This window comes from Caballeronia arationis, from assembly GCF_001544975.2.
Lineage (GTDB): Bacteria > Pseudomonadota > Gammaproteobacteria > Burkholderiales > Burkholderiaceae > Caballeronia > Caballeronia arationis.
In genome coordinates this window covers 84,715-97,509 of record NZ_FCOG02000015.1, presented here as the reverse complement: position 1 = coordinate 97,509, position 12,795 = coordinate 84,715, and the positions used below count along the sequence as shown (strand labels likewise).

The 12,795-nt window shown below is 67.8% G+C and carries 11 protein-coding genes; 10 read left to right on the top strand and 1 reads right to left on the bottom strand.

Going from position 1 to position 12,795, the window contains the following annotated elements:
- Positions 1-18: 18 nt before the first annotated feature.
- Entirely contained in the window at positions 19-660 is a 642-nt protein-coding gene (locus AWB81_RS11785; RefSeq protein WP_062635390.1) for a glutathione S-transferase family protein, read from the top strand.
- A 125-nt stretch (positions 661-785) separates the two neighbouring features.
- Here the strand turns inward: AWB81_RS11785 and AWB81_RS11780 are convergent, their stop codons facing one another.
- Positions 786-1,637 carry a LysR substrate-binding domain-containing protein gene (locus AWB81_RS11780; protein WP_200822486.1) on the bottom strand — a complete coding sequence of 284 codons (852 nt, stop codon included), beginning with the start codon at positions 1,635-1,637 and terminating at the stop codon, positions 786-788.
- A gap of 119 nt (positions 1,638-1,756) precedes the next feature.
- Between AWB81_RS11780 and AWB81_RS11775 the strand changes: the two genes are divergently transcribed.
- The 9 genes from AWB81_RS11775 (at position 1,757) to AWB81_RS11735 (ending at position 12,773) form a co-directional block, all read left to right on the top strand.
- On the top strand, positions 1,757-2,608 hold the full coding sequence (locus AWB81_RS11775) for an alpha/beta fold hydrolase (protein WP_062635389.1): 852 nt from the start codon (positions 1,757-1,759) through the stop codon (positions 2,606-2,608).
- A 177-nt stretch (positions 2,609-2,785) separates the two neighbouring features.
- Positions 2,786-3,580: a DeoR/GlpR family DNA-binding transcription regulator gene (locus tag AWB81_RS11770; protein WP_062635387.1), complete on the top strand. Its 795-nt coding sequence runs from the start codon at positions 2,786-2,788 to the stop codon at positions 3,578-3,580.
- The gene (locus tag AWB81_RS11765) at positions 3,577-4,743 is read left to right on the top strand and encodes an MFS transporter (protein ID WP_062635385.1); all 1,167 of its coding nucleotides are present in this window, start codon (positions 3,577-3,579) and stop codon (positions 4,741-4,743) included. The genes AWB81_RS11770 and AWB81_RS11765 overlap by 4 nt, the downstream gene beginning before the upstream one ends.
- Positions 4,744-5,204: 461 nt before the next feature.
- On the top strand, positions 5,205-6,770 hold the full coding sequence (locus AWB81_RS11760) for a methyl-accepting chemotaxis protein (protein ID WP_374730484.1): 1,566 nt from the start codon (positions 5,205-5,207) through the stop codon (positions 6,768-6,770).
- Positions 6,771-6,790: 20 nt separating this feature from the next.
- Positions 6,791-7,258: a chemotaxis protein CheW gene (locus AWB81_RS11755; RefSeq protein ID WP_062635381.1), complete on the top strand. Its 468-nt coding sequence runs from the start codon at positions 6,791-6,793 to the stop codon at positions 7,256-7,258.
- Positions 7,255-8,664, top strand: coding sequence for a CheR family methyltransferase (locus AWB81_RS11750; protein ID WP_062635378.1), 1,410 nt, complete (start codon positions 7,255-7,257; stop codon positions 8,662-8,664). Before AWB81_RS11755 ends, AWB81_RS11750 begins: the two co-directional genes overlap by 4 nt.
- On the top strand, positions 8,661-9,455 hold the full coding sequence (locus tag AWB81_RS11745) for a chemotaxis protein CheW (protein WP_235025765.1): 795 nt from the start codon (positions 8,661-8,663) through the stop codon (positions 9,453-9,455). Before AWB81_RS11750 ends, AWB81_RS11745 begins: the two co-directional genes overlap by 4 nt.
- Positions 9,452-11,731 (top strand): hybrid sensor histidine kinase/response regulator, encoded by a 2,280-nt coding sequence (locus AWB81_RS11740; protein WP_062635376.1) that lies wholly within the window; start codon positions 9,452-9,454, stop codon positions 11,729-11,731. The genes AWB81_RS11745 and AWB81_RS11740 overlap by 4 nt, the downstream gene beginning before the upstream one ends.
- Before the next feature lie 19 nt (positions 11,732-11,750).
- Entirely contained in the window at positions 11,751-12,773 is a 1,023-nt protein-coding gene (locus tag AWB81_RS11735) for a chemotaxis response regulator protein-glutamate methylesterase (RefSeq protein ID WP_062635375.1), read from the top strand.
- Positions 12,774-12,795: the final 22 nt, after the last annotated feature.

The window sequence follows — 12,795 nt, the reverse complement described above, 5'->3', positions numbered from 1 at the left end:
CAAGGACGAAACCGCTCCATGAAACTCTACGGAAGACGCAGTTCAATCAACGTGCAGAAGGTGCTCTGGTGTCTCGCCGAGCTGGGCCTCGAAGAAGGCCGCGACTTCGAGCGCATCGACGCCGGCCTGCAATTCGGCGTGGTCGATACGCCCGAATTCCGCGCGCTCAATCCGAACGGCCTCGTCCCGACGCTCATCGACGGCGACCGCGTTCTGTGGGAGTCGAACACCATCGTGCGCTATCTGGCAGCCACGCGCGGCGGCGATTCGCTGTTGCCCGCCGATCCCGCCGCGCGTGCGGACGTCGAGCGCTGGATGGACTGGCAACTCGCGACGCTATGGTCGACATTGCGCGTTGCGTTTCTCGGTCTGACCCGCACGCCGGAAAATGAGCGCAACTACGACGCGATCAGGACATCCCACGCGCAGGCGGCACGCATGCTCGGCATTGTCGATGCGCTGCTTGCGCGTCAGCCGTTCCTCGCGCAGGAGCGCTTTACGCTCGCCGACATCTGTGTGGCGTTGTCTGCCGAGCGCTGGTACTCGCTCGAACGGAATTATCCGGAACGGCTTGAGCCCGCGCCGCAATTGCCTGCATTGCAAGCGTGGTTCACGGCGGCGACGCAGCGTCCGTCGTACGCGTCGGTCGTTGCCAATTGAGCCAGCAAACCCCTCCGCGCCTTTGAAACGAAGGCGCGCGTGTAGCCGATGTTCGCTCGCGAACCCGTGCCTACAATCTCAACTGCTGCTCGTCGCATCGCGCCTGCGGGCATGAGGCGATCTGTCTAGCGCCGCAACTCCGCGATGATCTTCTCCGCCAGAAAATCGCACGGCGGCCGTTTCGATGCCGTGCTGCGCGCGAGCACCACTTCGAGCGCGGCGATCTCGGGCAGCCCTTGCGCCTGTCCGAGCAGCGCGAAGTGCGAAGGCACGGCGCACCGCGCGAGCGGCACGATTGCAAGACCGGCTTCGGCCATCGTCAATAGGCCAAGCAGGCTCGGGCTCTCATACGACGTGCGATAGCTAATCTTCGCGCGCTCCAGACTGCGAATGGCGTTCTCGCGCGCCACGCTGCCGGGCAGGAACACCGCGATCGGCAGCGGCCGCTCGCGCCAGATTTCATGGGCGCTCGGCGCGGCGGCCCAGACCATCGGTTCGAGCCGGATGAATTGGCCCGAGAGACCCTTGACGCGCGTCGCGCACACGAGATCGACGGAACCGTCCTTCACCATCGGCGCGAGCGCGACGCTCGGCAGGCCGACGACCTGTATCTCCACCTTCGGATAGGTCGCGGAAAACTTCTTGAGGATCGGCGGCAGGAGCGAGGACGCGTAGTCGTCCGGCACGCCGATGCTCACCCGCCCGGTCACGTCGGGCCGGACCACCGCGGCCCACGCCTCGTCGCGCAACGCGAGCATGCGGCGCGCGAAGGTAAGCAGCACCTCGCCGTCCTGGGTCGGAACGACGCTGCGGGGCTTGCGCACGAAGAGCGGCTTGCCGATCGCCGTTTCGAGCGTCTTGATCTGCATGCTCACCGCCGATTGCGAACGATGCACGACTTCGGCCGCCCGGCTGATGTTGCCGGTATCGGCTACGGCGACGATCATCGCCATCACGTCGAGGTCGAGTGCCTTCATGCTGGTGTGTGCGAATTCTCGCTGCTATCAGAAAAATAGATGGATACCATCAATATTATGCGATTTTGTTGATTATTGTCATGCGGCATAGTGCAGGGACCCGAGTAAGGAACCCACCGATGAACGCGCGAACCGATCTCTCACTGCTTGCTATGCCCGACATGTCCTTTGCGACGATCGCCTCGGGCATTTGCGTTCCGTACGTCGAGTGCGGGGAGGGCGAGCCGCTCGTCTTCGTGCATGGATCGCTCTGCGACTACCGCTACTGGAGCGCGCAGACGGCCTCGCTGTCGAAACAGTTCCGCTGCATCTCCGTGAGCCTCAGCCATTACTGGCCGGCCGGCGAAGCGTGCATCCAGAGCGAGTTCGGCTGGGAGACGCACGTGGCGGAACTGGCCGAGTTCATCGAGGCGATCGACGTCGCGCCGGTCAATCTCGTCGGGCATTCGCGCGGCGGCTGCGTCGCGTTTCAGCTGGCGCGCCGGCATCCGCGGCTCGTCAGGACGCTCACGCTCGCGGACCCGGGCGGTCCGTTGCAGATCGACGGCATGCCGGACGCCGCGTTGCCGGCGGCGACCAATGCGTTGCGCGCGCGCGTCGCAGAGATGATCGAGGACGGCGAGATCGACGCGGGCCTGGAACTCTTCGTCGACTCGGTGAGCGCGCCCGGCTCGTGGCGCAGGAGCCCGGCGGGTTTTCGTGCGATGGCCATCGACAACGCGGCGACGCTGCCCAAGCAGTTCCGCGATCCGCTGCCCGCCTATTCGCGCGAGACGGCGCGCGACGTCAAGTGCCGCACGCTTTTGATCGAAGGCGAAAAAAGTCCGCGCATGTTCCGCAACAACGTCGACAAGCTCGTCGGCTGGATCGACTTTGCTCACCGCGAGACGATCGCGGGGGCGTCGCACGGGATGAACGTCTCGAATGCGGGCGCGTTCAACCGGCTCGTGCAGGCGTTCATCAGCGCGTAAGCCGTCCGCCGTTCGCTCGTTTTTGCCCGGTTTTCCGGGCGTTCGAAAGCGTGTTCAAGCCTCAAAGGCGAGAACGCGCTTTTTCATTTGCGTTGTCGCCGTTGATCGATTGTGCTATGTTGTGCCCGTTAATGATCGTTTGTATCGAATGACGAGCGCCACCGAGCAGAACCGAACATGCAACGGACACGACAAGACGCACTCGACGGACTTCTCCCCGACGAACGCGAACGGCTGATTCTGGACCGGCTGCGCACGCATGGCCGCGTGCTGGCGTCGGAACTGGCGGCGGAACTGCGCACCTCCGAGCACACGGTTCGCCGCCATCTGCGCGATCTCGCGGACGCGGGACACTGCAAGCGCGTGTACGGCGGCGCGTTGCGCGCGTCGCCAGCCGACCGCAGCGCGTCGGACCGCATGCGCGAGGCCGTCGACAGGAAGGCGAGCCTCGCCGCGACCGCTGCGTCGATCGTCAAGCCGGGTCAGGTCGTCCTGCTCGATTCCGGCTCGACGAACATCGCGATCGCAAACGCGCTGCCGGACGACGCGAATCTGACCGTCGTGACGAATTCGCCGCAGGCGTGCGCGCGTTTGCTCGACCGGCCCGGTTTCGACGTGATCCTGATCGGCGGCCGGGTCGATGCGCGCTCGGCCGGCACAACGGGTGCCACGGCGCTCCTGCAGATCCAGCAGATCCGCGCCGACGTCTGTTTTCTGGGCGCGTGCGCGCTCGATCCGGCTGAAGGCGTCGCCGCTTTCGACGCCGAGGAGGCCGAGCTCAAGCGCGCGATGGTGAAGGCGAGCGGCGTCGTCGCGATCGCGGCGACATCGGAAAAGCTGATGACGGCCGCGCCGTTCGTGGTCGCGCCGGCGTCGGCGGTGGATTGTCTGATCGTCGAAGCCGGTCTTTCCGCCGAGCGGCTCGCGCAGCTTCGGGCGGCCTGCGGCAACGTGATGGAGGCATCGGCATGACGCGGCCCGTGAGTCTCGTTCGCGAGCGCATTGCGACGCTCGCCGTCTTCCTCGGCAACGGATTCGGGATCGGCGCCTGGGCCGTGGAAGTGCCGCGCATCAAGGAAAGCCTTGCGCTCAGCGACACGGAACTCGGTTTCGCGCTCTTTGCGTTCGCACTCGGCGCGATCATCGCGATGCCGCTCGCCGGCAAGCTCGCACCCCGCTTCGGCAGCGGCCGCGCCACCGCGCTGCTCGCGGCGGCGTTCGTCGTCGCGCTGCCGCTGCCAGCGTTGATGCCGAACCTCGTGTCGCTGTGCGCGGTGCTCGTTGTGCTCGGAGCTGCCAACGGCGCGCTCGATGTCTCGATGAACGGCCACGCCAGCGCAATCGAGGCGCAATGGCGCTCGCCGATCATGTCGTCGTTTCACGCGGGGTGGAGCGCGGGCGGCCTGCTCGGCGCCGCGACCGGCGCGATGCTCCAGAAAGCGGGCGTGGGCGTTTTCGGCGGGCTGGCGCTGCCGGACGTGTTCATCGCGGCGTTGATGCTCGCGGCCGCCGCGCTCGCGCTGCGCGAGGAGGGACCGCGCACGACCAAGCCCGCGCCGGGGTTCGCGCTGCCGAGCGGCGGGGTGATGAAACTCGCGGGGCTCGCGTTTCTATGCATGATGGTGGAAGGCGCGGTAGCCGACTGGAGCGCCGTCTTCCTGCGCTCGGTCCTGAGCGGCGATGCGAGCATCGCCGCGCTCGGCTACTCCGCGTTCGCGCTTTCGATGGCGGCGTGCCGGATCGTCGGCGATGTGTCGGTGCGGCGCTTCGGTCCATCGATGGTGGTCGCGACAGGCGGGCTCGTCGCGACGGCGGGGCTCGCGCTCGTGCTGGGCTTGCCGAACGTCGTCACGGCCTGCGTGGGCTTCGGGCTGGTCGGCATCGGGCTTGCCAACATCGTGCCGGTGATCTTCAGCGCCGCCGGACGCTCGACCGCGACGCCGGCCATCGGCGTGTCGATGGCGGCGACGGCGGGCTATGCCGGATTCCTCGTGGGCCCCCCGCTGATCGGGCTCGGCGCGGGTTTCGTCGGCTTGCGGCTCGCCCTGTGCGTGCTGCTGGCGGCGGCGCTCGTCGTCTGCCTGGCGGGCGGCAAGGCCGTGCGTCATGCCGAAGGCCCGGCGACGGCGCACTGACCGGCCGACGAGCCACCAACCTTCTTCGCCAATCCCGCCGCGGGCGCGATCGCGCATTCACACGTCATCCCCAACCGATGGGCGCGCACTGCGCCCATCGTGACCTGCACCCACGATAGCAACACCCTCCCGCCTTCAAATCGCGAAACAGGTGGCTAAATCTGCGTCTGTTCGGCGCTCGGGTTTGGCGACGCAACTGCGAGACTGTCGTCATGCTCGCAGAAAGAGCAAGCGTCGTATTCCCGGCCTTGCGCCCATTCCCGCGTCGCGATTTGCGCGCACAGCGCGCGCCGCGGGATAACGCGCATCCGCCGCAACCATGATGTGCCCGCGCAGTGCGGGCGCGCCGTCCCGAAGCACCCGGCAAGCCGTACAACGAGCCATAAAGCGAGGCACCCAGCGTGAACCGATTGACCATTCGACAGCGAATCCTCGCGAGCTTCGGCATCATCCTCGCCCTCATGCTCGCGATGGCGGCGCTCTCCTACTCGCTGCTCAACGGCATCGACCGCGACGCGAAGAGCCTGCAGGAAGACACGATGATCGGCTTCGCGCTCTCGACCGACATGCGCGCGACCTGGTTCGAGAACTACACGGTGACGCAGCGGCTCGTCTTCATCGACGGCGATCCCGAGCAGGTCCGCCGCGACACGCAGCGCCTGACCGAGACGCGTGCCGCGCTCGACCGCATGATGGAAACCTACGTCCCGACCATCTTCGAGGATCGCGACCGCCAGCTCTTCGACGAATTCAAGCGCCAGCGCGTGCTCTACGAGCCGCTGCAGGACCAGCTCCTGCGCGAACTCGCGGTGTCGAAAGAGATCGCGACCGCCACCTTCAACACGAAGCTCACGCCCGTCTGGGAAGCCGGACAATCGGCGACGCGCGCGCTCGTCGAACACAACCAGGCGTCGAATGCGGAATCGGTCACGAGCATCCGCGAGTCGGTGCGCAAGTCCGAGGTCACGCTGATCGTCATCATGCTGATTGCGGTCGGCGCGGCGGCGGTGCTCGGCCTCGTGCTGTTCAGGGCGCTCACGGTGCCGATGGTGCGTCTCGTCGATGTCGTCGACAAGATGCGGACCGGCGACCTCACGCAGCGCCTCTCGCTTGATCGCCGCGACGAGTTCGGCACGCTCGAAGCGGGCTTCAACCGCATGACGGACGAACTGACCGGGCTCGTCGGCCAGGCGCAGAAGTCGGCGGTGCAGGTGACGACCTCCGTCTCCGAGATCGCCGCCACGGCACGCGAACAACAGGCGACGGCGAGCGAAACCGCCGCGACCACGACCGAGATCGGCGCGACTTCGCGCGAAATCTTTGCGACCGCGCGCGACCTCGTGCGCACGATGAACGAAGTGGCAGGCGTCGCGGAACAGTCGGCGGCGCTGGCGGGCACGGGGCAGAGCGGCCTCACGCGCATGGAGGAAACCATGCGGCTCGTGATGGACGCGGCCGGCTCGGTCAACGGCAAGCTCGCGATCCTCAACGAGAAGGCGGGCAACATCAATCAGGTCGTCGCAACCATCACGAAGGTGGCCGACCAGACCAATTTGCTTTCGCTGAACGCGGCGATCGAAGCGGAGAAGGCGGGCGAATACGGGCGCGGCTTCGCGGTCGTCGCGACCGAGATCAGGCGTCTCGCGGACCAGACCGCCGTCGCGACCTTCGACATCGAACAGATGGTGAAGGAGATTCAGTCGGCGGTGGCGGCGGGCGTGATGGGCATGGACAAGTTTTCCGAAGAAGTGCGGCGCGGCATGCTCGACGTGCAACAGGTGGGCGGGCAGCTTTCGCAGATCATCCATCAGGTGCAGACGCTCGCGCCGCGCTTCGTGATGATCAACGAAGGCATGCAGACGCAGGCGACCGGCGCCGACCAGATTTCGCAGGCGCTCTCCCAGTTGTCGGAGGCCGCGCAGCAGACGGCGGAATCGCTGCGCCAGTCGACGCAGGCCATCGACGACCTCACGCACGTCGCGAACGGGCTGCGCACCGGCGTGTCGCGCTTCAAGGTCGCGGCCTGAGCGCGGACACACCGACCATCATGCTCTTTGTCCAGTTCTCGCTCGACGCCGACCGTTATCTGCTCGACACCGCGCAGATCGAGCGCATGCTGCCGCGCGCGCCACTGAAGGCGCTGCCAAGCGCGCCGCGCTGGGTGGCAGGCATCATGGATTACGAGAGCGAGCCGGTGCCGGTCGTCGACCTGAGTGCGCTCGCGCTCGGCCGTGATACGCGCGAGCGGCTTTCGACGCGTCTCGCGCTCGTGCACTATCCGCACCAGACCGCGCATGGCGTCGAAACGCGGCGGCTCGGCCTGCTGCTGGAAGGCGCGACGCGCACCGTCAAGCTCGATGCCGCCGCTTTCCGCGACGCGGGCGTCGATACTCCGCATGCACGTTATCTGGGTCCGCTCGCCCACGACGAGCACGGGCTGCTGCAATGGGTGCGCATCGAGCACCTGCTGCCGGATGACGTGCAGGCGCTGCTGTTCGCGGAGCGCGCGGCATGAACCATCCGCACGTCCATCACGATCACGCGCTCACCGAGCGCTTCATTGACCTGCTGCACCAGACCATCGGGCTCGACGCCGAATCGATCGGCTCGGGCGCGATCGTGCGCGCGGTGCGCGAATGCTTCACGGCGTGGCGCGAGCGTGACGATCGTGCGAACGGCGCGACGCTCGACGACTACTGGCACGCCGTCAACGCCGACTCCGAACGCCTGCAGGACCTGATCGAAGCGGTCGTCGTGCCGGAGACGTGGTTTTTCCGCGATGCCGAGGCGTTCGCCGCGCTCACGCGCCTCGCGCGGCTGCGCCTTCACGACGAGCCGTCGAGGCCGGTGCGCGTGCTGAGCCTGCCCTGCTCGACGGGCGAAGAGGCGTATTCGATTGCGATGGCGCTGACCGACTCGGGCATTGCGCCGGAGCGCTTTTCAATCGACGCGATTGACGTGAGCGAGGCGGCGCTCGCACTCGCGCGGCGCGCGCAGTACGGGCGCAATGCGTTTCGCGGCCACGCAGAGGCGTTTCGCGGTTTTCGCGAGCGGCATTTCGAGCGCACGCAGGACGGCTGGCGCCTGAGCGCGGCCATCGCGGGGCGCGTGCGCTTCACGCAGGCGAACCTGCTGCAACTCGATCCGCACGCGTTCGAGCGTTTCGATTTCCTGTTCTGCCGCAACGTGCTGATCTATTTCGACCCGGAGACGCAGAGCGCCGCACTGCGCGTGCTCGACGCGCTGCTCGCAGAGGGCGGCGTGATGTTCGTCGGTCCCGCCGAGACCGGTCTCCTGATGCGCGAAGGCATGAGTTCCGCGAAGATTCCGCTGGCATTCGCCTTTCGGCGGGGTATCGGGACGACTAGCAGGGAAGTGCGGGCGCCAGCGCCTGTTGCACCTCTCGCGCTCTCTGCATGGAACACGACGGCTCGCATCGCCGGTGCATGGCCTGATCGCAATCTGACGAGCGGGACGCTCAAGCCGCTCGACGCGTCGCCGTGGACGACAAAGCCCGGCGCAGGCGCGAAAGCGGCTTTGGCGATACGCATCGTCCCGCCTGCATTCTTGCCGCATGCTGCGACGGCTTCGCCCGTAACGCCCGCCGCCGGAGACTCGACCCTCGCAGAGGCGCGCGCCCTCGCCGATGCCGGCGACCTCGCGTCCGCCGCCGCCGCCGCGCGACGTTATCTCGAAGCGCATGCATCGAGCGCCGATGCCTACTACCTGCTTGGCGTGATCGCCGATGCGCGCGGCGAGCCGGCCGAATCGCGCGGTCACTACAAGCGCGCGCTGTATCTGGACCCGTCGCATCGCGAGGCGCTGACGCATCTCGCCGCGCTCCTGCAACTGGACGGCGATGCCGCCGGCGCCGGCCTTCTGCTCGCGCGCGCCGCGCGGCTCGAAGCGAGGCCGCGATGAACGACCGCCTCCACATCATGCCTGGCGCGAGCCTGCCCGCAGCCATCGACGACTGCTGGAACCGCATCGGCGTGCGCGGCGATCTCTCGTGCCCGAAGCTCGCGGAACATATCCATTGCCGCAACTGTCCCGTGCACGACGCGGCCGCCGCGCGCGTGCTGGATCGCGTCGAAGTGCAGACAGCCGCCGACATCCTGCCGACACCGCTCGTCAGCACCGCGAGCGACGAGCAAAAGCAGGGCGCGGACACCGTGTCGTGTCTCGTGTTTCGCATCGGCGGGGAATGGCTCGGCCTGCCGACCGCGATCTTCCGCCAGGTCGCGCAACTGCGTCCGATTCATTCGCTTCCGCACCGCAGGCACCGCGCGGTGCTCGGCGTCGTGAACGTGCGCGGACGGCTCGTCGTGTGCGTTTCGCTGGCGCGGCTCTTCGGCATCGAGGCCGTGCAGGCCGATGCGGGCCCGCGCGGCGCGAACGCGAACGTGAACACAAGCGCAAACGCAGGCTCGCGCCATGCCGTCGATGCGCGCGAACTGGCGCGGCTGCTCGTCGTCGAGCGACAGGCGAAGACAGGCGCTGCCGACAGTGACGACGACGGCCCGATCGTCTTCCCGGTCGATGCCGTCGACGGCGTGCATCGCTTCAGGCGCGCCGACTTCCAGCCGGTTCCGGCGACGCTTGCGCATCACGCGGCTTCGCATGCGCAGGCGGTGGTCGGGTTCAAGGGCGCGACGGTCGGCCTGCTCGACGCCGACCGCCTCCTCGATACGCTGAACCGGAGCCTGACATGACGAGCAGCAACGCCATTCCGCCGGCACTGCTCGAACTGTATCGCGAGGAGGCTCGCCAGCAGGCGCAGATTCTCTCCGATGGCCTGCTCGCGCTGGAGCGCGCGCCGCGCGACCCGGTCACGCTCGAAGCGTGCATGCGCGCGGCGCATTCGCTCAAGGGCGCGGCGCGCGTGGTCGGCGTGCAGGTCGGCGTGACGCTCGCGCATGCGATCGAGGATTGCTTCGTCGCGGCGCAGGAAGACCGCGTGACGCTCGACGCGGTCTACATCGACATGCTGTTGCGCGGTGTAGACCTGATCGCGCAGATCGGGCAGGCCGATGAGACGCAACTGGAACGCGATGTCGATGCGTTCGTGGGTTCGTTGAATGCGCGGCTCGCGGGGAATGAAGACGCGCCGCTGCCTGAATTCGATCTTCGACTTGCCGACTACGCAGATGAGCCAGCGCCGCTCGCGATCGATGAACCCGCGCAGGCGTGGCCCGAGCCATTGGCGGCTCTCGTCCAGGCTTCGGGCCCGCGCATGCTGCGCGTGCGCGCCGACACGCTCGACCGGCTTCTGAGCCATTCCGGAGAATCGCTGGTCGAGTCGCGCTGGCTCAAGCCCTTCGCCGAATCGATGCTGCGCGTGAAGCGCATCCAGCGCGAAGCAAGCCGCGCGCTCGAACGCCTGCACGAAACGCTCGCCGATACGCCCGCGTTCGAGCAACTTGATCCGCGCGCCCGCGCTGCGCTCGACGAAGTGCGCCATCTGTCCGCGGAAGCGCACCGGCAGATGAGCGAGCGTCTTGCGGAACTCGAAAACTTCGACCGCCGCTCGACGCATCTGTCGCAGCAACTCTACGATGAAGCGCTCGAATGCCGCATGCGCCCGTTCGTCGACGCAACCGGCGGCTTTGCGCGGATGGTGCGCGACGTCGCGCGCTCGCTCGGCAAGGAAGTGCGGCTCGTGATCGTCGGCGAGACGACGCAGGTGGACCGCGACATCCTCGACATGCTCGACGGCCCGCTCGGCCATCTGCTGCGCAATGCGGTCGATCACGGCATCGAGTCGCCGGAGATGCGCCGCGCGCTCGGCAAGCCCGCTGAAGGCACGATCACGCTCGAAGCGCGCCACAGCGCGGGATCGCTCTTCATCAGCGTGACCGACGACGGAGCCGGCATCGACATCGATTCGTTGCGGCGCGCTGTCGTGCGCAAGGACCTGGCGAGCGAGGCGACGGCCGGGCGGCTCTCCGATGCCGAACTGCTGGAGTTCCTGTTCCTGCCCGGCTTCTCGATGCGCGATACCGTCACCGATGTGTCGGGCCGCGGCGTCGGGCTCGATGCCGTGCAGGACGCGGTGCGCCAGATGCGAGGCAGCGTGCGCGTGATTCCGGATGCGCAGGCGCACGAAGGGACGCGCTTTTTGCTGCAACTGCCGCTGACGCTCTCGGTGATCCGCAGCCTGATCGTCGAAGTCGCGGGCGAGCCTTACGGGTTGCCGCTCGCGCACGTCGTGCGCACGCTGGTGCTGCCTGCGAGCGAGATCGACACGCTCGAAGGCCATCAGCATTTTTCCTTCGACGGCCGCCGCTTCGGTCTTGTCACCGCGCATCAGGTGCTGCAGGCGGGTACTTTCGACGCCGCGGGCGACATGCTGAACGTCGTCGTGATCGGGCAGGGTGCGACGAGCTACGGCGTCGTCGTGGACCGCTTTCTCGGCGAGCGCATGCTCGTCGTGCAGCCGCTCGACAAGCGCCTCGGCAAGGTGCGCAACGTCGCGGCGGGCGCGCTGATGGAAAACGGCGACCCGCTCCTGATCGCCGATCTCGACGACTGGCTGCGCTCGGTCGAGAAGCTCGTCGCGGGCGGCGAGATCGGGCGCGTCGGCGTGGGGGCGGCACGTGTCGAAACCGTGGCGAAGCGCGTGCTCGTCGTCGACGATTCGCTCACCGTGCGCGAGCTGGAAAGAAAGCTTCTCGCCTCGCGCGGCTACGACGTGACGATCGCGGTCGATGGCATGGACGGCTGGAACGCCGTGCGCGGCGAGCGCTTCGACCTCGTGATCACCGATATCGACATGCCGCGCCTCGACGGCATCGAACTCGTCGCGCTGATCCGGCGCGACGCGCAGCTCGCGAACCTGCCGGTGATGATCGTTTCGTACAAGGATCGCCCGGAAGACCGCCAGCGCGGGCTCGACGCGGGCGCCGACTATTACCTCGCAAAGGGCAGCTTCCATGACCAGACGCTGCTCGACGCGGTGCGCGATCTGATCGGCGAGGCGAGGTCATGACGCAAGCAAGGAAGCCGCGATGAAAATCGGCATCGTCAACGACATGCCGCTCGCCGTGGAGGCGCTGCGGCGCGCGCTCGATTCGCGGCCCGACCTGGAGATTGCCTGGGTCGCGCAGGACGGCGGCGAGGCGCTCGACTACTGCGTCGGCCAGACGCCGGACGTCGTGCTGATGGACCTCGTAATGCCGAAGATGGACGGCATCGAGGCGACGCGGCGCATCATGGCGCGCGCGCCATGCGCGATTCTCGTCGTGACCGTCGATGTTGGCGCGAACGCGTGGCGCGTCTATGAAGCGATGGGCGCGGGCGCGCTCGATGCCGTCGATACCCCGACGCTCGCGGGCGCCGACGCGCGCCGCGGCGCGGCCGCGTTGATCGCGAAGATCGACCAGATCGGCGCGCGGCTCGCCTCGGCGCGTGGCGCGGCGCCGGCGGCCATCGTGCCGCGTGCGGCCGCCGGCTGCGGGCTCATTGCGATTGGCGCATCGGCGGGCGGCCCCGCTGCGCTCGCCACCGTGCTCGGCGGCCTGCCGGCCAGCTTCGCGGCGGCGATCGTGATCGTGCAGCACGTCGACCGGGCCTTCGCCGAAGGCATGGCCCAGTGGCTCGACGCGCAGTCGAAGCTGCCGGTGCGCATCGCTCGCGAGGGCGACATTCCCACCGCGGGCACCGTGCTGCTCGCCGCCACCAACGATCACCTGCACTTCGCGGCGGCGAACCGTCTCGGCTACACGGCCGAGCCGGTGGAGATGCCGTACCGGCCGTCCGTCGACGTGTTCTTTCAGAGCGTGGCGGCGCGCTGGAGCGGACGCGCGCTCGGCGTGCTGCTGACCGGCATGGGCCGCGACGGCGCCATCGGCCTGAAGACAATGCGCGCGAAGGGCTGTCACACGATTGCGCAGGACGAAGCGACGAGCGCCGTCTACGGCATGCCGAAAGCGGCGGCGGCGCTGAACGCGGCGGTCCGGATCCTGCCGCTGCCGCGCATTGCCGATGCCATCGCCGGGGCCGTCGCCGGTGGATTTCGTACCGCCGGCTGACCACACATAACGACAGAGGACG

Coding starts and splice junctions, on each gene's coding strand:
- AWB81_RS11735 (WP_062635375.1), top strand. CDS start 11,751: ATGAAAATCGGCATCGTCAACGACATGCCGCTCGCCGTGGAGGCGCTG.
- AWB81_RS11765 (WP_062635385.1), top strand. CDS start 3,577: ATGACGCGGCCCGTGAGTCTCGTTCGCGAGCGCATTGCGACGCTCGCC.
- AWB81_RS11785 (WP_062635390.1), top strand. CDS start 19: ATGAAACTCTACGGAAGACGCAGTTCAATCAACGTGCAGAAGGTGCTC.
- AWB81_RS11760 (WP_374730484.1), top strand. CDS start 5,205: ATGCTCGCGATGGCGGCGCTCTCCTACTCGCTGCTCAACGGCATCGAC.
- AWB81_RS11775 (WP_062635389.1), top strand. CDS start 1,757: ATGAACGCGCGAACCGATCTCTCACTGCTTGCTATGCCCGACATGTCC.
- AWB81_RS11780 (WP_200822486.1), bottom strand. CDS start 1,637: ATGAAGGCACTCGACCTCGACGTGATGGCGATGATCGTCGCCGTAGCC.
- AWB81_RS11740 (WP_062635376.1), top strand. CDS start 9,452: ATGACGAGCAGCAACGCCATTCCGCCGGCACTGCTCGAACTGTATCGC.
- AWB81_RS11750 (WP_062635378.1), top strand. CDS start 7,255: ATGAACCATCCGCACGTCCATCACGATCACGCGCTCACCGAGCGCTTC.
- AWB81_RS11745 (WP_235025765.1), top strand. CDS start 8,661: ATGAACGACCGCCTCCACATCATGCCTGGCGCGAGCCTGCCCGCAGCC.
- AWB81_RS11770 (WP_062635387.1), top strand. CDS start 2,786: ATGCAACGGACACGACAAGACGCACTCGACGGACTTCTCCCCGACGAA.
- AWB81_RS11755 (WP_062635381.1), top strand. CDS start 6,791: ATGCTCTTTGTCCAGTTCTCGCTCGACGCCGACCGTTATCTGCTCGAC.